The organism is Bacillus sp. FJAT-27445 (assembly GCF_001510665.1).
Lineage (GTDB): Bacteria > Bacillota > Bacilli > Bacillales > Cytobacillaceae > Bacillus_D.
On record NZ_LMTI01000001.1, the window covers coordinates 789,929 to 808,465 of the forward strand.

Here is an 18,537-nt window from a genome sequence, read left to right on the forward strand (position 1 = left end):
TTTAAAAGGGGAAATATTTTGTCCTTCCGCGAAAAAGTTCTCCCAAAAGGAAGCTTAGGCCAAACCAACTGTCCTACTCAAATAGTCCTCCCTTTCCGATTCTGGAACCATGCTGCCCCCAGTCGCCCAGACAATATGGGTGGCGTTCTTCATCCTTCCTGACAGCTCCTGTTTTTCCAGAAAAGCCTTTCCCTCGCTTGTTTTAAATAGTCCGATTGGTCCCATGGCTCCCGCTGTTGCTGATGGCTCAAGGAATATCCCTTCCGCCTGCCAAAAATCCTTTAGCAGAAGAAACAGTTCATTGTCTTTCATTGTAAAAATACCATCCAGCAAACCTTCAATCGTTTTACTAATGAACCCCGACGATCTGCCCACTGCCAGCCCGTCTGCTGCTGTCACGTTAGTTAGGCCGAAATCGTTGACACTAACTGCGTCATGGAGCCCGGTTGCAAGACTGGCCAGCATGCATGGCGATTGAACCGGCTCAGCGAAAAAGCAATGGACATTGCCTTTAAAAATGGTTTTTAAACCGTACGTAATACCACCTGGCCCGCCGCCGACACCGCACGGAAGATAAACGAACATGGGATGCTCTTTATCAACCACAATCCCCTTTTCATCAAGCTGCATTTTGAGTCTTTCAGCCGCGACTGCATACCCAAGAAAAAGGTTCTTTGAGTTTTCATCATCAATGAAATAGCATGTCGGATCGCTTTCTGCCTGCTTCCTGCCATTTTCAACTGCCACAGAGTAATCGGACTCATATTCAACAACCTCAACGCCTAATTCCCGCAGCTTGTTCTTCTTCCAAGCTTTCGCGTCCGCCGACATGTGGACAGAAACGTTAAAACCAAGCTTTGCTCCAATCAGCCCAATGCTAAGCCCAAGGTTACCAGTGGAACCAACTGCAATTGAATATCCTGAGAAAAAATCTTTAAAAGCCTTACTTCCAAAAACAGAATAATTGTCTCCTGGCTTTATTAATTGATGGTTAATCGCAAGGTCCTCAGCATGCTTCAAAACTTCATAAATTCCACCGCGGGCTTTAATCGAACCGGAGATTGGCAATTCGTTATCGCACTTCAAATAGAGATTCCCTTCGATGTCCACGCGATGCCTTTCCTCAATCCTGTCTTTAAGCCGATTGATTTCCACCAGCGGTGATTCGATTTTCCCCCCGGCCGCCGTTGTCTCTGGATAGGCTTCCTTCACGAAAGAGGCGAAACGCCCAAGCCTTTCTGAAGCTTCCTTTATTTCACTTTCCATTCCGGAAAATTCCTCAAGCATCTTTTTATCATTGGGATTTATCCAAAAAACTTCTTCTCCCGCCGCCATTTTCCCAAGGACGGGAACTTCCTTAATCCACTCTTCTACTGATTTGCCGCCAACGATTCGATCATTCATTTCTCTACTCTCCCCACTTTTTAATTCAGCTCCAAAGGCCTTAGACTTGCTTCTATTTCTTCTCTTCTTGGCTCCAAAAAAGGAGGAAGCGCCAGTTTCTCACCAAGGGATTCGATTGGCTCATCTACCGTAAAACCAGGCGTATCTGTTGAAAGCTCAAATAAAATATGGTTTGGTTCCCGGAAATAAAGTGCTTTGAAATAATGCCTGTCCACTTCCCCAGAATTGATAAGGCCGCTTGCCTTAATTTTTTTCACCCAATCGGCATATTCTTTTTCGTTCGGTATCCGGAAAGCAACATGGTGGACACCGCCCCTGCCAAGCCTCTCCCTCGGGAGGCCAGGCTTTGTTTCGAGATGGACTTCAGCTCCCGGACCGCCATCCCCGGTCGCATACACATCAATATCGGGGTACCCCGCTTCAATGGATGGATAAGACCCTTTAAGCCTAAATCCCATGATTTCCGTTAATACTTTTGCGGTTGGTTCTGGATCCCCAACCGTCAGGGTTACTGGTCCCAGACCAATGATTCCATGTTCAACCGGTACGTCCGTGCCTTCCCAAGCATCACCTGCCGGAACACCCTGTTCCCCACTATCCGCGACCAGGATTAGCCTTGTTCCTTCATAGTCCTGAAATTCAAGGGTATCGCGGCCGGCACGTTTCGAAAGCTCTCCATGAACAATCCCTTTTTCTATAAATCTTTCTTTCCAATAGGTTAGTGCCGAAATATCACTAACCCTTAGTGAAGTTGACGAAATGCTTGAGATGCCTGGATACGTTCGTCCAAGTCCCTGAATGTCAAAAAACGTTACCTCTGTTCCAGGGCTCCCTTTTGCGTCTCCGTAGAACAAATGATAGGACTCAGTATTATCCTGGTTGACGGTTTTCTTGACAAGCCTCATTCCAAGAACCTTTGTATAAAACGAGAAATTCCTTTCCGCTTTTCCTGTCAGAATGGATACATGATGCAGGCCCAGCAACTTCATCGCTTCTACACTCCCAATCGTTTATAAGTTACTTTCATAGTAGCAGTTTTGCAAACCTCTTAAAACAGATTAACCTACTTTAACAGGAAAATGCCCCGCAGCCGAGGCGGGGCATGAAATAAAGCCGATAATTCCTTAATGCAGGAAAAATCAGCTTTTTCAATCCTTTATTCTATTACAAAGCCGATTTTCCCTAACTGGGCAGCCCGGTCGAGCCTGTCGAAGGCTTCCTTATATTCTTCAAGCGAAAACATCTGGTCAATAACCGGCCTGATTTCATGTTTCTCAATGAATTCCAGCATTTCCTTTAGCTCCTCACCGCTTCCGAGCGTTGAACCAAGAAGGTTGTACTGGCCATAAAAGAATGCTCGGAGATTTAAATCGACAACATCCCCGGCAGAAGCGCCAAACGTAACAATCGTTCCACCTGTCTTAAGCTGGCTGAGTGATTTGTTGAAGGTTGCGGCCCCAACGGACTCAATGACAACATCCATTTTCTCGCCGTTTAGCTGCTCCTCCCAGTCTCCATCGCTGTCTAACGCTTTGTCCGCACCCATTTCCAGCGCGCTTTTGCATTTATCCTCTGAACGGGATGTTACATAAACAAGCGCCCCCGCCGCTTTGGCCATTTGGAGCATTAGGGTTGCCACACCGCCGCCGATACCAGGAATCAGAACCTTCATTCCCTCTTTAATTTTCGCCCTCGTAAATAAGACACGATAAGCGGTTAGCGCTGCAAGGGAAACGACCCCCGCTTCCTCCCATGTTAAAAATGGGGGCTTTGGGACTGCATTTTCTGCCGGTATAACGATGTATTCCCCAAAGGTTCCATGGAATGGATGTCCGAGGATTTCAAACCCTGCCGGCGGTGCATCGCTTTTTTCGTTCCAGCCAATTGCCGGATTGATAATGACTTCATCGCCAACCGCGATTCCTTCTACTCCGTCACCTACCGCGTCTATGATACCCGCACCATCAGACCCCATCACTAGCGGCGGATCGGTTTCCTTATGCCTGTCGAGTATAATCAGGTCCCTGTGGTTCAGCCCAGCTGTTTTTAGCCTTACCCTTACCTCGCCTGACCCTGGCTCCGCTTTTTCGAATTCCCTGTACGACAATCCTTCCATCCCGGTTTTACCCGCATGAACAAGTGCTTGCATTTTTATAAACACCCCTAAACTATCTATTTTCTCTTCTCTATTTTGGCGCAAACTGGGTGAAATTGCATGCTTTTACTCTTAAAAGCCATTCAATTTTCCGAAAATTCAACTGATGAATTTCCTAGAGATAAAAAGAACCGGTACTAGACGCTTACAGAGTCGGCAAAAGGAAGCGAATTTCTTTACGTTTGGCGAATTTTTGTTTAATCTCATCCATTTGGCGCAAATGTTCTGCCTCTTCCAGGTAGGGCTCCCATATATGGCGTTGATTGAGCTTTAATGATTTTTACTTTCTGTATCCTTTGATAGGAATGGGCATGGGGTGTAAATCGATGGATCTGGCTTATATAGGTGATACCCTTCCAATGAAAAATCAATACCCGATTCCACCTTGCGTATAAATGATTTTCTGGGACCGACTGATCAATGGTTAGCATTTCCAAATGTTCGCATTCATTGGCCTTATTTTTAGTCATCATAGCAGGTCACTCATACATGGTGTTCTTTATATAAAGGGATTTTAGTTGATTGGAATGGAGGGTGGCGACTCCGGCGGGAATAGCGGGAAAGTCGAGACCCTGGACTGAGCGTAGCGAGGGAAGCGGCTCGGCCCCGCCCGCGGAAAGCGTCCACCTGGAATGGAAATCTAGAGACGCATTTTCATTTCAATATATATAATTTAAATAAAAAAAGACTGTAGGCAAACCCGAAACTCTTCGAGGTTGTCTACAGTCTGGAACCGGCATTAAGCCGGTTAATTGTCTTTATTAACCAAATCCTTTATCTTCTCAAAGCTACCCTTCATTTCATCCGCTAGCTTAGATAAATCTTCTTTTTTTACAAAATCCTGTTCAAAATCACCTTTGTTGATTTGGTCAAGGTAAACATCTATCTTTTTTTCAAGCACTTTACTTTTGTCGACAATTTCCCTATGGAAATCATCCGCAATTTCCGGAGCCTTGATTTCTCCGAATTCATTGATTTCCTGTTTCATCTCTTCAAGGTTTGCCTTTAACTCCTCTTTGGCCTGCTCGTCCTTCGTTGCTTTCTCAGCTTTATCGGGTATGCTTTGGGCAAATTCCGCCACCTTGTCCATATACTCCGAAGCTTCCTTCGAATACGGAATGACGCCTTTTTGTTCGCCGTCAGTTGAACACCCAACAAGGAGCAATGCGATTAGGCAAAAGAGAGAAATTACTTTTATCTTCATTGAAACCACCTCCCTGGCTCTCGCCTAATGAAAAAGGGATTACAATCCCCATTCACCTTTACCCGTTTTACACGGTTATCATGCGGAGGTAACGTAGTATTTTGTAATGGCAAGGTATTCCCTGGCATAGGATTTCACGACTGCCTGGCTTGGTGTTTTCGCGGGGAGGCCGACTAGCTCCAGGCCATTATCCCTTGCCATCATTTTTGCCCTGTAAATATGGAAAGCATTTGTGACAAGTACGCCTTTATCCAGACCGTCCGGCAGAAGCTTTTTCGAAAATGAAATATTTTCGAATGTAGACGTTGATTTATCTTCTAGGATGATCCTCGACTCTTGAATCCCCTGTCTGACTAATTCCCGTTTAATCGCCGCGGCTTCCGAAATATCCTCCCCTGGTCCTTTGCCTCCTGATGCAATTGCGATCGTTTCCGGGTTGTCACGTAAATAAAGGGCCGCGGCATCAATCCTCTCCTGGAGGGCAAGCGAAGGGATTTCCCCTTTTACCCGCGCGCCAAGGATGATCAAGTAATCGGCTCCGGGGCCGGGCCTGTCCTTCGCATGCTGATAAATTTTAATCTGCAGGAAGCAAACATATGCCAAACCGATAATCAAAAAGAAAACCAGGCTTTTTTTAAAAGTAATTTTTTTAGCCGCCATCCCAATTTCCCCCTATTTTTTGAAAACAACGCAAGGGGAACCCGCCACCAGGCCCCCCTTATGAAAGCTTTATTTAATAATCACGGGTTCGGTATGCCAAATATCATTTGCATATTCCGAAATGGTCCGGTCACTGGAGAAAAATCCGGACATGGCAATATTCACAAGGCTCTTTTTCAGCCAGCCGTTTTTGTCGCCGTATTGCTTACCGACCTGTTCCTGGATATCCGCATATGAGGAAAAGTCCCGAAAAACGAAATATTGGTCATTATACGAAAGCAGTGAATCATAGATTTCTGTAAATTCATTGCCACTATCCGGGAAAAAACCGTTTACAAGCTGGTCGACCACAGTACGGATCCGGCGGTCATAATGGAAATACTCATGGGCGTTGTACCCGCCGTTTCTCTGGAATTCGAGGACTTCCTCGGCACTCAGCCCGAACAGGAAAATATTCTCCCGGCCAACAAGCTCCGTAATTTCCACATTCGCACCGTCAAGTGTCCCCACAGTAAGGGCCCCGTTCATCATGAATTTCATATTTCCAGTCCCGGAGGCTTCCTTGCTTGCAGTTGAAATCTGCTCGCTTACATCCGCAGCCGGAAAAATTTCCTCCCCGAGTGAAACCCGGTAATTTTCCAGGAAAACGACCTTCATCCTGCCGTTAACAGAAGGGTCATGATTGACCTTCTCCGCGACAGAATTGATCAGCTTGATGACTTTTTTTGCGAAATAATAGCCAGGGGAAGCCTTTGCGCCAAAAATGAATGTCCTCGGATGCATGTCATAGCCAGGGTATTCCTTGATCCTATTGTATAAATACATAATGTGAAGCACATTCAAAAGCTGCCGTTTATAGGCATGCAGCCTTTTGACCTGGATATCGAAAATTGAGCCCGGGTCAACGGAAATACCTGTTTTTTCTAGTATCCGTGACGCAAGCCGCTCCTTGTTGGCACGTTTAATCCCATCTAATTTTTCGAGGAAGGGAGTGCTTTCCTTGAACTGAAGAAGTTCTTCAAGCCGCATCGTATTGTTCATCCAGCCCGGTCCGATTGAGTCCGTTACGAGTTCGGAAAGCCTTGGATTCGCCTTCATAAGCCAGCGGCGGTGGGTAATTCCATTTGTCTTATTATTGAAGCGTTCAGGAAAAACCTGATAATACTGGTTCATCTCCCGTTCCTTCAGGATTTCGGTGTGAAGCTTGGCCACACCGTTGATGCTGTGGGAGCCAACAATCGACAGCGGCGCCATCCTTACTTCCCCATGTGAAATGATTGCCATACTCTCAATCATGTTCCAGCTGCCGGGATACCGTTCCCAAAGTTCCCTGCAAAAACGCTCATTGATTTCCTCTACAATCATATAAATCCTCGGCAGGAGCGGCTTGAAAATCCTTTCAGGCCAGCGTTCAAGCGCCTCCGACAAAGTAGTATGATTGGTATAAGAGAGTGTGTTGACCGTTAAATGCCATGCTTCGTCCCAGCCAAGCCCTTCATCATCCATCAAGATTCTCATCAACTCGGGGACTGCCAATGCCGGATGTGTGTCATTAATATGGATACTCGTATGCTCGTGCAGCTCGAATATGCTTTGTTTTTTCTTCTTAAACGATTTAATAATCGCCCGCAGGCTAGATGCTACGAGCAGGTACTGCTGTTTTAACCGAAGGATTTTCCCCTCGTCATGAGTATCATCAGGATAGAGAAACTCGCAAATTGCTTCAGTATCCTTTTTATACTTCAGGACATCGCTATTGGCTGTAAATTTAGAAGGTTCCGCGCTCCATAGGCGGAGTGTGTTTACCGTTTTCGTTTCGTATCCGACAATCGGCATATCATAAGGGACGGCTGTCACCATCTCCGCATTCCGATGCCGGAAAACGAGGCGGCCATTTTCCATCGAGCTTTCAACATTCCCCCAGAATGGGATTTCTTCGGCTTCATCGCCTTTTCGGACTTCCCATACATGGCCATGCTTCAGCCATTGCTCCGGCAGCTCGACCTGGTAACCATCCACAATCGCCTGTTCGAATAACCCATGCCTGTAACGGATTCCACAGCCATGGCCCGGCAGACTGAGCGAAGCCAAAGAATCAAGAAAACAAGCCGCGAGACGGCCCAGCCCTCCATTTCCAAGCCCAGCATCGGCTTCGAATTCTTCCAGGTCGTCGAGCTCGATCCCCAGCTCTTTAAGCCCCTCACTGACAATTCCATCTATACCCAGGTTCATCAGGTTGTGCCGCAAAAGCCGGCCCAGCAGGAATTCGATTGATAAATAGTAAACTTGTTTTTTTCCGGAAATGCGATACATTTCGTTTGTTTTGATCCAATTTGTACTAACATGCTCCCTTATCATCGTTCCAAGTGTCTGGAATTGTTCCCGCCTTGTACTTTCCTCAAAGGTTGTGCCATAAGCCATTTCGAGTTTTTGTAAAAATGCCGCCTTGAACTCCGGAACACTAGAAAACATGCGATCACCCCTTATTGTTTAGCTCAGTATACAGCTGCTCGTACCGCGTAGCTGACTGGCTCCAACTGAAATCCATGTCCATGATTTTTTCCGTAAGGCGGTTCCATACTACCGGCCTCCTGTAATAAGACAAAGCCCTCTCTATTGTAAAGAGCATGTCATGGGCATTAAAATTCGTGAATGTAAAGCCGTTCCCATACCCGCTCGATTCGTCGTAAGACTTCACCGTATCATTTAACCCGCCTGTTTCCCGGACGATCGGGACGGCTCCGTAACGCATCGCAATCAACTGGCTCAAGCCGCAGGGCTCAAATTTCGACGGCATCAGAAATAAGTCCGCCCCGGCATAAATCCTGTGGGCAAACGACTCATCAAAGCCAATGAATGCCCTGCATTGCTCCGGATATTGGCTGCTCATCTGATTGAAGAAATACTCGAATTCCCGATCTCCTGTCCCTAGGACGATAAGCTGGACACCAGTCGCCATGATTTCATGAAACACTCCCCTGACAAGCTCCACGCCCTTTTGCTTGGTCAGCCTGGTTACCATCGCCATCAATGGGGTTCCGCCATCCATTGGAAGGCCGAATTGCTCCTGGATTGACCTCTTGTTTTCAAGTCGGGCCTCCATGTTCCCGGCGGAAAAAGGCGCGGCGAGGAACGGGTCGTTTTCGGGATTATACAGCTCATAATCAATCCCGTTCACTATTCCCTCGAGGTCATTGCTCCGCATCCGCAGAACGCCATCGAGCCCCTCGCCAAAATAAGCGGTTTTAATTTCCTCCCTGTATGTAGGGCTTACCGTTGTAATTTTATCCGAAGCAATCAGTGCCGCTTTCATGAAATTAATATTCCCGAAGTATTCAAGCTGTCCTGGATTGAAATAGCGATCGTCAAGACCGAGAAGATCATTCATCACTTCTTTCGGAAAAATACCTTGGAACTGCAGGTTGTGGATGGTAAAGACAGTCCTGATTCCGGGATATCCTTCCCGATGGCGGTATTGCTCCCTAAGCAGGAAAGGAATCATACCGGCATGCCAATCATGGCAATGAATGATATCAGGGAAATAGCCGAGCTCGCCTAGGCTTTCAAGCACTGCCCTGTTAAAAAAGGAAAATTTCTCTCCATCGTCGTAATCGCCATACATTTGGTTTCTGAAAAAGTAGTATTGGTTATCGATAAAATAATAAACAATTCCCTCATGTTCAAGCTCATCGATGCCGCAATATTGGTTCCTCCAGCCAAGCTGGACGGTAAATTCGGCTGTTTTTTTCATCTTGTTTTTATATTCGTCCCGTATTAAAGCGTATTTTGGAAGAATTACCCTGACATCGAAACCAAGCTTTTGTAATTCCTTCGGGAGGGCTCCCGCCACATCCGCAAGGCCCCCGGACTTAATGAATGGGACACATTCCGATACTGCAAAAAGAATCTTCACGAGTTTTTCCACGCTCCCTGGGTCCTGCCCTTCCGGATAACAGTCGGGCTCTCTTCTGATGCTCGTAAATCTGTTCCTCCTTCAATCGTTACATCCTTATCCAATATCACATATTCCAATGTGCTATTTTCACCGACCCGGGACTTTTGCATGATAATGCAGTTTTTAACGACTGCTCCCCTGCCAATTGTGACGCCGCGGGCAATAATGCAATTTTCGACAATCCCTTCAATATGGCAGCCATTTGCAATCATGGAGTTACGTACGGACGAAGTGGAAGTATAGCGTGCCGGCGGCTCATCCTTTACTTTGGTGAGAATAGGCCTATCCTTTGTAAACAGCTTATTCCAAACACCCGGGTTTAGGAGATACCCGCTAGCTGTAAAATAATTCTGGATGGAATTGACCTGAATGGCGAATTCTTCGTAAGTGTAATAATTGACTGAGTGGCGGCTGTTCAAATCAGTCACGGCATCCCTGATCGTCAAGTAGCCCGTTTCCACGCGGCTGGAAATAATTTCGAGGAGCAATTCCTTCTTCATAATATAAATACCGAGGGAAGCCCCATCTTTCTGTATTTCTGTAATATCCTTGCCCGAAGAAATATGGTCATCAAGGATAGGACCAAAATCCATGTTGAATACTGTATAGGAATTGGCAATTAAAGCGTATGGCTGCCTGCTGCGGGTGAAAAAATCAATATTTTCAGCAAAGTCATCAAGCGGGCCTATCCCAGCGACTGGCTTGTCAAGGCTTGTGGATGGAAAAAAGAAAAGCCCATCACGCTTCCGGTTTAAATCCCAGTTTCTCCCTGACCCAAGGTGGTCCATTAATGAACGGTACTGATATTTGGAAAATATGCCGACACTTTGGACGCCGGAGTTTACCATATTTGAGAGAACAAAGTCGATGAGGCGGTACCTCCCGCCAAATGGAATCGCCGCGACCGAGCGGTGGATTGTCAATTCGTGGAGGTCTTTATGGAAAGTGGTAGCATCAATGATACCCAGAATATCTTTTTTCAAGTGTTGCCCCTCCCAATACGATTATTTGGACAAAAGTTCATCAATTGTATCCTCGGAGACCAGGACGACTTCTCCGTCACTCCCTCTGATGGTTGCCCCATTTGGAACCGAAATGCCCGGTGCTATGATTGCCCGTTCAATTACGGAATCATAGCCAATAATTGCATCCGGCATAATGACCGATTCTTTAATCGAAGCCCCTTTTTTAATTGAAACGCCCTGAAAGACTACTGTTTTTTCAACCTTGCCTTCAATAACGCAGCCTTCATTTACAAGCGACTCCGTCAATGTCGCATCCGGGCAAATAAATTGGGGAGGCTGATTTGGGTTTACCGAATAAATTCTCCAGGAATGGTCGAAAAGGTTAAGTTCCGAGTTCTCATCAAGCAAATCCATGTTTGCTTCCCATAAGCTTTGGACTGTACCAACATCCTTCCAATAGCCTTTAAATGGGTAGGCCACCAGCTTCCGATTTTCCTCAAGGAGCAGCGGAATGATGTCTTTGCCAAAATCATGTGAGGATTCGGGATTTGCGTCATCCCTGATTAAATATTCCTCGAGGAGCTTCCAATTAAAAATATAAATGCCCATCGAAGCCAAATTGCTTTTAGCGTTATTCGGCTTTTCCTCGAACTCTATGATTCTCTGGCTTTCATCTGTATTCATGATTCCGAATCTTCCTGTCTCGTCCCAGGGAACTTCAATGACAGAAATCGTAACATCCGCATTATGTTCAATATGGTGATCCAGCATCGTTTCATAATTCATTTTATAAATATGGTCGCCTGATAAAATAAGTACATATTCGGGATCGTATTGCCTTAAATATGTCAGGTTCTGAAATATCGCGCTGGCAGTGCCGTCGTACCATTTCACCTCGGAAGAAACGCTGTAAGGGGGCAAAACTGTTACCCCTCCATCCATGCGGTCCAAGTCCCATGCACTGCCGATTCCAATATAGCTGTTCAGCACAAGCGGCTGATATTGAGTAAGTACGCCAACCGTATAAACCCCCGAATTCGTACAATTGCTTAGAGGGAAATCTATAATCCTGTATTTCCCCCCAAAAGGCACTCCCGGTTTAGCCAGTTCTTTTGTCAGTGAATTTAGCCTGCTCCCCTGTCCTCCTGCCAGAAGCATGGCCACCATCTTCTTCTTTTGCATTGGCATTTATCCCCTTTCTCTTCTTAACAGGCCTTAGAATCGATATGCCATAGGGCGGAATATTCATCGTGATGGAAAATGGCTTGCTATGGAAACCTTCCTTCTCTGCCTTTATCGTCTTTTTATTGATAACTCCAGACCCGCCAAATTCCAGCGCATCGCTGTTCAGGATTTCGCGGTATCGTTCGGGCGCCGGGACTCCTACCCTGTATCCGCTGTACGCCTGCCAGGTGAAATTGCATACAATAATTAAGAAATCATCATCATTAAATCCTCTCCGTACAAAAGAAAAGACCGATTGCTGATTGTTGTCCGCGTCAATCCAATCGAAGCCTTCAGGGGAGGAATCAAGCTGATAAAGAGGCTTTGACCGTTTATAAATCTTGTTTAATTCCTTCACAAAGAGGTTCAGTTTCGCATGCATCTCATATTCTTGAAGATGCCAATCAATTTCCTCTTTATCCTTCCATTCGGAAAACTGGCCCAGTTCGGTTCCCATAAAGGTCAGCTTCTTTCCCGGATGGCCAATTTGATAGCCAAGCAAAAGCCTTAACTGAGCAAACTTTTGCCAATAGTCCCCTGGCATTTTATCAAGAAGGGATTTTTTTCCATGAACGACCTCATCATGTGAAAATGGCAGAACAAAATTTTCTGTAAAAGCGTACATCAATGAAAAGGTAACCTTGTTATGGTGGTATCTTCTTTGATTAGGGTCGGTTTCCATGTATTTCAGGATGTCGTTCATCCATCCCATGTTCCACTTGTATGTAAAACCGAGGCCCCCATTCTCAGGAGATTTCGTAACGTTTGGCCAATCAGTGGAGTCTTCGGCAATCATGAGGATATTCGGGCAAAATGAAGACACCGTGGAATTGAGTTTCTTCAGGAAGGCAATTCCGTGTGGATTAACTTCCTTTTCTGAATTTGGCCAGTAAATGATGTTTGCAACTGCATCGACACGAAATCCGTCGATGTGATACTTTTCAAGCCAAAAAATAGCGTTTGATACGAGGAAACTAATAACCTCCGTCTTCCCGAGATCAAAGTTTGCTGTACCCCAAACACTGTTTTCACGATCATTGAGGGTCTTGTATTCATAGGCATAGTCCCCATCAAACGAATACAGCCCATGGGCATCCTTGCAAAAGTGGCCTGGAACCCAATCAAGGATAACCCCAATCCCGTTTTGGTGGCATCTATCAACAAAATACATAAAGTCCTGCGGCGTACCATATCTGCTTGTTATGGAAAAATAGCCTGTCGTCTGATACCCCCAAGAGGCGTCAAGCGGGTGTTCGGTCAAAGGCAGGAGTTCAATATGGGTATAGCCATGCTCGACGACATATGGAACCAGTTCGTCAGCAGCCTGCCTGTATGTAAGGAAAGAACCGTCTTCATCTGCCTTTTTCCACGAACCTAAATGCACCTCATAAATCGCGGTCGCTTCTTCTTGAGGCACCTTTTTAGACCGTTTCCTCATCCATGCCTGGTCGTTCCATTTGTACCCATCGAGCGGTTGTACGATGGAAGCGGTGTTTGGCCTTACCTCAGAATAATACGCAAACGGATCGGACTTTAGTTTCTTCTCCCCGGTCGGTACGATTATTTCATATTTATAGAGTGAACCTGTCATGTCCCGTTCAATAAACAGGACCCATACACCTTCCTTGTTCACCTTATCAAAAATGTATCCCTCTCCATTCCAGCCATTGAAATCACCTGCAAGCCTTACTTCGGAAGCATGTGGAGCCCAGACACAAAAACGAGTGTATGTTTGGCCGCCTTCGTTTATGACATGGGCGCCAAAAAGTTCATGGCTTTTAAAAAGCGCCCCCTCATGAAACAAATGAAGCTGAAACTCGGTTGGATGATGATGATTGACCATCCTGTTCACCTGCCTATCCTCTGTAATGTTCTACTTTCCAAAAAATTACCTGTATAAACATACTCTAATTTGGTTTCGACACCTTCCGGGCGAAAACCTTTAAAACAGACTGATTATTTATTACTTGTAAAAATATGTACCAGGCTGTATTTAGGCAGACCTATTATTATTCCACTAAATCAATCTGTCTAAACGTGGAATAACCGTTTTCCAAAAAGTTCTCATAACATTTTTATAAGAAAAATATAATTATTGGAGGGAAACGAATCGGGGAGGAGATTGGCTTGAAGGGATCGAAGGCATCAGAAAAGTTTTTGCCTGGCCTGATAGAATGGGCGGAACTGCTGGAGAATGAGGCGGGCAGAACCCCTTCTATCTCGCCTGGGGATAATCCGAGATACAATTTCAGGGAGGAAGTTTGTTTATTTTTATCACAGCTAAACAGCATGAGGGGAAATGAAATTGACTTGTATGAAGCGATCAAACTGGAAAAAACAGCTTGGGAGCTTTACTTGAAGTGGCAGCAACTAAACGATGGCATGCAATACAGGCCAGCCACTCCGGATGTATCCGTTCAAGCCGGCAAACATACCCTTCCCCGCCTGCCCTATGGGTATGAGGCTCTTGAACCCTATATCAGCAGAAGAATTATGATGCTCCATCATTCCCAGCACCATCAATCGTATGTTGATGGATTAAACAAAGCCGAGAAGGAAATGGAACAAGCGAGGCAGGAAAACCGTTATGATTTTCTCAAGCACTGGGAAAGGGAAGCAGCATTCCATGGAGCGGGCCACTATCTGCATACGCTTTTTTGGGAAGTGATGGGCCCAAATGGGGGAGGCAGGCCGGAGCGAAACCTGCTGGCAAGCATAGAAAAAGCATTCGGGTCGTTTGACAAGTTCAAAACCCATTTTTCGGAAGCGGCGAAGAGGGTTGAAGGATCAGGGTGGGCCATCCTGGTTTGGGCTCCAAGGCCGCGGCGCCTGGAGATCCTTCAGGCTGAAAAACATCAAAACCTTAGCCAGTGGGACGTAATCCCTCTCCTTCCGCTAGACGTTTGGGAACATGCCTACTACCTGCAATATGAAAGCAATCGTGGAAAATATGTCGAAAACTGGTGGAATGTTGTAAATTGGCCTGAAGTGGAGAAAAGATACAATGAAGCACGAAAAATAAAATGGGAACCTTATTAGAAAAAACCCCTTAGGTTGGTAGCAGGATTGTTAGAAAAACCGGCTTAAATAGCCCAAAAAGTGCTCCGCTATTTTCTTTTTCACCTTTTTCGGGTATAATGGACTAAATGAGACAAATGAAAAAAGGCCGTGCATGTTGCAGCATGCTCCGGCCCTTAACCGACGGTTCCCGGTAGTGGAATCGGGAATAAAGCAAAACCCGCCTCTTATGCTTGCCGGCTCAAGGGTGGGTTATTTTTTTTGGTTTACTGACAGTACGGCTACGATTAGGCTTGCAAACGAGATCGCTAGCATTAGGCCCTGGAAAACTGTCATTAGGCATCACCCCCTTTCGCGGGGAGTGTTCGTGCCCACCCTTAAAAGAACCGCCGATTAGTTTAATTATATCATATCTTTCTACTATTTACGAACATAAGTTCGGTATTTTACCCACTAATGCCAAAATTTTCTCCTGCGTTTCCATCCTTTTCTCACGCTGTTACTACCTTTTTTTTGCTCCGAATGGCAATTGTCGCATATTGGATATGCAAAATCAGCGGGAAGTGATTTCCTGCAATTCCTGCATTTTTTCGCCTGGTTTTTTGAGACATTTTTCAACTCCTCGTGAACCCTGTCGCTAACCTGCTCACGAATCCTCTCCCAATATACCGCCTCAGTCCGTTTGCCGAGTTTGTATAGAAAGAGAAGATGAAGCCCAATTGCCTTATACGTCAATTCAATTTCTTCCAGGCTGCGGTTTTTCAGCTGCGGCTCCGGCAGTTCCCTTCCCTCGGCAATTGCCTCCATTGTTTCAAGCCATTGCCCTGTCAGTTCGGGCTCCTTTGCGGAAAAGGGCAAATGAAGGTAGCCATACAGTTCCATCATTGGAAATCGTGACTCGATCAAAGTTCCTTCAATGAGTTCATACCTGCTTCGTTCCTCGGCCAGTTCCGCCTTTTTCGTTCCAGGAGGGCTTTTGTATTTACCCCATAGTTCAAAAAAATCACCCAGGCTGCGGCTATGCCTTTGGAATCGTTCGAAAATTGCGCTCGTAGGAGCGATTGCAAAGACGCTCACAGGCTGGTCCTCAGCTTCAAGAAGCTTCTCCATTCGCGGAATATCCGAAACAAAGGCAACCCTGCCAGTATTGTAAATTCCTTTTCGTCCAGCCCTCCCCGCAATTTGTTTAATTTCCTGCGAGGTTAGCCTCCTTCTAGACGTTCCATCAAACTTCTCATTTTCAAGAAAAACAATTCTCCGGATCGGTAGGTTCAACCCCATGCCAATTGCATCCGTCGACACAACCATATCCGTTTCCCCAGAACTAAAAAGCTGCATCTGTTTTTTTCTCGTCTCTGGCGGCATGCTTCCGTAAATCATGCTAACCTTATGCCCATTCCCCTGAAGAACTGCCGCGGTAGCCAATACCTGCCTTCGTGAGAAACAAATCAGCGCATCGCCTTTCCTGGATTTTTTAAGAGAAAATTCTTGCTCTTCGACCTTTAGGGGGATATCCCGCCGATATTCTTTAAGCTCATAACGCGCATTTCCAAGAAGCTGGATTAACATGTTTTTAATGTTTTTGCTCCCAATAATATGAACCTCTTTTGCATTCGCTTTTGTTATGGCCCTGTACCAGGAAAAACCGCGGTCCCTGTCCGCGAGCATTTGGGCCTCATCGATAATAGCAACCTCATAATAATCCTTTTCATGGAACATCTCGACTGTACAGGCAACATGGCTAGCTCCCGGCTCCAGCTTTTCTTCTTCCCCTGTTTTAAGCGAACATGGAACACCATCCGCATTCAGCCTATCGTATACTTCAAGTGCAAGAAGGCGGAGAGGAGCGAGATAAATACCGCTTCCGGCGTTTTTCATCGCTTCAAGTGCATGGTGGGTTTTCCCGGTATTCGTCTCGCCGATATGGAGGACATAGTTGGCTTGCCGTCTTTCCGCATGCTGGTATTCACTTCCAAATACATACTCAAGCATCCGCTGTTCTTCTGCCGCCCTCCGTTCCTCCTCAGCCCTTTCCTCTGCAAGCCGTTTTTCGGCTTTTGCCAAGTCGGACTCATAGATAGCCTTGTGGGCTTCCTCATTAAAGGGAATGGGAGCCAGCTTAAAAAGGTCTTCAAGATATTCATCGGAAATCCGTGCCAGAAAATCTTCAGCAAGCTCCTCTGCCATCCCCGAAACAAACAAGGCTAAATTGTTTTCATCGTTATCGTCCAGTCCTAGCTGAACGTATTCATCGAAGGCTTCCTTTGGCAAATTTTCCGTAACCAGCCTTGCTGAATTTCTAAGGATCCCACTATTTATGGCCCGTTCATATTCATAAAAGTATGTTTCGTATTCAAAAAACACCCGTCCACGATAGATGGTCTTATGAATCTCGCCCGTCAGTTCCTGAAAGAATTCTCCAGCCCTAAGATATGAATTCAAATCGAATAAACCTTGATTCAATAGTTTTTCTTCAAGGGCAAAGGTATCAACTTTCTTAAATTTCGTCCTTGTTTTGAAATCGTTAGCCAGCTTTTCAGCAACCTCGTGCCTTGTGTACAAATATAATAGCAATTCTTTGTCCCTTAGTATCTCTTGGGCGGCCATGTTGATCGAGTGAAGGAGCGCAGCCCTAGCTTCTACCTTTCTCTCGGCTTCCTTCCGCTCTTTAAAACGGGCCCTCGCAACTTTGTATGTTTCCTCCCATTTCCCGTTTGCTTGCATTTCTTCAAGAATCCACCCTACTGTGTTAAATGGGGAAAAAGCTCTCATTTCATTCCTGAAAAGGTGATTGACCAGCTTCCGTTCAACCCCCTCGGTTTCATATCCTTTTTTATCAAGGAAATCCTTTTTCGCTATCCTGGACACACTGTTTGTCACTTTATTCAGCCAGACATTCAGCCAAAGCTGTTCAATATAGGAGTTTCTCTCCTTCAAATAATGATGAAGTTCAGGCAGCGAATCACGGTCCTCTAAATACGAAGTAATATCTTCTGTTAATTTTCTTTTTGTATTCTTAACCGCCTCTGCATGGGCAGCCAGTATGTCATCCATATTAAAACCCCTTTGCAACTTACGCTTTAAGTTGTATTTATATTGCCCTTATCCGATTTTACTATAGAAAAAGGAACCAACCATAATGATTGGTTCCTTCCTTACATTTCAAACTTTTAGGCTGTTCCATTTGTTTTTGCATGCTTGGCCTTTATCAACCTGCCAGTTAAAATGACAGCGACCACAACGAGAAGTTCAAACCCGTATTTAATAAACGGGTTGGCAAAAAACTCATTTAAGAAGGGTTCGCTCACAATCATTTTTGAAGCAGTCCAGGCAAGTACAGCAGCACCAATTGTGATAATAATAGGGAACCTGTCAACCCATTTGAGGATAAGCGTGCTTCCCCAGACCACGATTGGTATTGAAATAAGAAGGCCAAGGACGACGAGCACAAAGTTCCCGTGGGCCGCACCCGCGACTGCCAGGACATTGTCGAGGCCCATCAAGGCATCTGCGATGATGATTGTCCTGATGGCAGCCCAAAAGCTATCTCCGGCTTTGACGTCATGCCCTTTCTCATCGACAAGAAGCTTAACGGCAATCCATACGAGCAAAACCCCGCCAATCAGCAAAAGTCCCGGTATTTTTAAAAGCCAGACAACAATTAGAGTGGCCAATGACCGGATTATGATTGCGCCCGCGGTTCCCCACAGAATTACCTTCGTTTGTTGATTTTTCGGTAAATTCCTTGCGGCCAGCCCGATGACAATCGCGTTGTCACCCGCCAGCACCAAGTCAATCATCACGATTGCCATGAGCGCACTTAAAAATTCCATTGAAAAAAATTCCATTCCTTCTTCCTCCTTTGTTGACTCGTGCAGCTATTTTTGAAATTATTCTGCCCTGCCGGACCGCTTAAGATTTATGCGAAATTAATTCGCATCCCACCCGCTGC

14 protein-coding genes and 1 pseudogene are annotated in these 18,537 nt (G+C 45.7%); 1 reads left to right on the forward strand and 14 read right to left on the reverse strand.

Going from position 1 to position 18,537, the window contains the following annotated elements:
- Positions 1-54: 54 nt before the first annotated feature.
- The 11 genes and pseudogenes from AR337_RS03935 to glgB all read right to left on the reverse strand — a co-directional run bounded on the left by AR337_RS03935 (position 55) and on the right by glgB (position 13,410).
- Positions 55-1,404, reverse strand: a complete 1,350-nt coding sequence (locus AR337_RS03935) for a D-serine ammonia-lyase (protein WP_059170686.1) — start codon at positions 1,402-1,404, stop codon at positions 55-57.
- A gap of 20 nt (positions 1,405-1,424) precedes the next feature.
- Entirely contained in the window at positions 1,425-2,393 is a 969-nt protein-coding gene (locus AR337_RS03940) for a ring-cleaving dioxygenase (protein ID WP_059170687.1), read from the reverse strand.
- A 167-nt stretch (positions 2,394-2,560) separates the two neighbouring features.
- Complete coding sequence (locus tag AR337_RS03945; RefSeq protein ID WP_059170688.1) at positions 2,561-3,553, reverse strand: zinc-binding dehydrogenase; 993 nt, start codon at positions 3,551-3,553, stop codon at positions 2,561-2,563.
- Positions 3,554-3,731: 178 nt separating this feature from the next.
- Positions 3,732-3,922: pseudogene (locus AR337_RS23705) on the reverse strand (IS5/IS1182 family transposase); the annotation flags it as partial.
- Between the two features lie 385 nt (positions 3,923-4,307).
- Positions 4,308-4,763 carry a DUF6376 family protein gene (locus AR337_RS03955; RefSeq protein WP_059170690.1) on the reverse strand — a complete coding sequence of 152 codons (456 nt, stop codon included), beginning with the start codon at positions 4,761-4,763 and terminating at the stop codon, positions 4,308-4,310.
- Between the two features lie 78 nt (positions 4,764-4,841).
- Complete coding sequence (locus AR337_RS03960) at positions 4,842-5,423, reverse strand: YdcF family protein (protein WP_059170691.1); 582 nt, start codon at positions 5,421-5,423, stop codon at positions 4,842-4,844.
- Between the two features lie 69 nt (positions 5,424-5,492).
- A complete protein-coding gene (locus AR337_RS03965) occupies positions 5,493-7,895 on the reverse strand; it encodes a glycogen/starch/alpha-glucan phosphorylase (RefSeq protein ID WP_059170692.1) in 2,403 nt (800 codons plus the stop codon).
- A gap of 4 nt (positions 7,896-7,899) precedes the next feature.
- Positions 7,900-9,336 carry a glycogen synthase GlgA gene (gene glgA, locus AR337_RS03970; RefSeq protein WP_059170693.1) on the reverse strand — a complete coding sequence of 479 codons (1,437 nt, stop codon included), beginning with the start codon at positions 9,334-9,336 and terminating at the stop codon, positions 7,900-7,902.
- Positions 9,333-10,361 (reverse strand): sugar phosphate nucleotidyltransferase, encoded by a 1,029-nt coding sequence (locus tag AR337_RS03975; RefSeq protein WP_059170694.1) that lies wholly within the window; start codon positions 10,359-10,361, stop codon positions 9,333-9,335. Before AR337_RS03975 ends, glgA begins: the two co-directional genes overlap by 4 nt.
- Before the next feature lie 21 nt (positions 10,362-10,382).
- On the reverse strand, positions 10,383-11,525 hold the full coding sequence (locus tag AR337_RS03980; RefSeq protein ID WP_059170695.1) for a glucose-1-phosphate adenylyltransferase: 1,143 nt from the start codon (positions 11,523-11,525) through the stop codon (positions 10,383-10,385).
- A complete protein-coding gene (gene glgB / locus AR337_RS03985) occupies positions 11,443-13,410 on the reverse strand; it encodes a 1,4-alpha-glucan branching protein GlgB (RefSeq protein ID WP_059170696.1) in 1,968 nt (655 codons plus the stop codon). The genes AR337_RS03980 and glgB overlap by 83 nt, the downstream gene beginning before the upstream one ends.
- A gap of 284 nt (positions 13,411-13,694) precedes the next feature.
- Between glgB and AR337_RS03990 the strand changes: the two genes are divergently transcribed.
- Positions 13,695-14,606, forward strand: a complete 912-nt coding sequence (locus AR337_RS03990; protein WP_253701467.1) for a superoxide dismutase — start codon at positions 13,695-13,697, stop codon at positions 14,604-14,606.
- Between the two features lie 231 nt (positions 14,607-14,837).
- On the opposite strand, the gene AR337_RS24015 is transcribed toward AR337_RS03990, so the two are convergent.
- From AR337_RS24015 to AR337_RS04000, 3 genes are all read right to left on the reverse strand, one after another.
- Complete coding sequence (locus tag AR337_RS24015; protein WP_222928849.1) at positions 14,838-14,921, reverse strand: putative holin-like toxin; 84 nt, start codon at positions 14,919-14,921, stop codon at positions 14,838-14,840.
- A gap of 117 nt (positions 14,922-15,038) precedes the next feature.
- Positions 15,039-17,639 (reverse strand): helicase-related protein, encoded by a 2,601-nt coding sequence (locus tag AR337_RS03995; RefSeq protein ID WP_059170697.1) that lies wholly within the window; start codon positions 17,637-17,639, stop codon positions 15,039-15,041.
- Between the two features lie 116 nt (positions 17,640-17,755).
- A complete protein-coding gene (locus AR337_RS04000) occupies positions 17,756-18,433 on the reverse strand; it encodes a TerC family protein (protein ID WP_059170698.1) in 678 nt (225 codons plus the stop codon).
- Positions 18,434-18,537 lie beyond the last annotated feature (104 nt).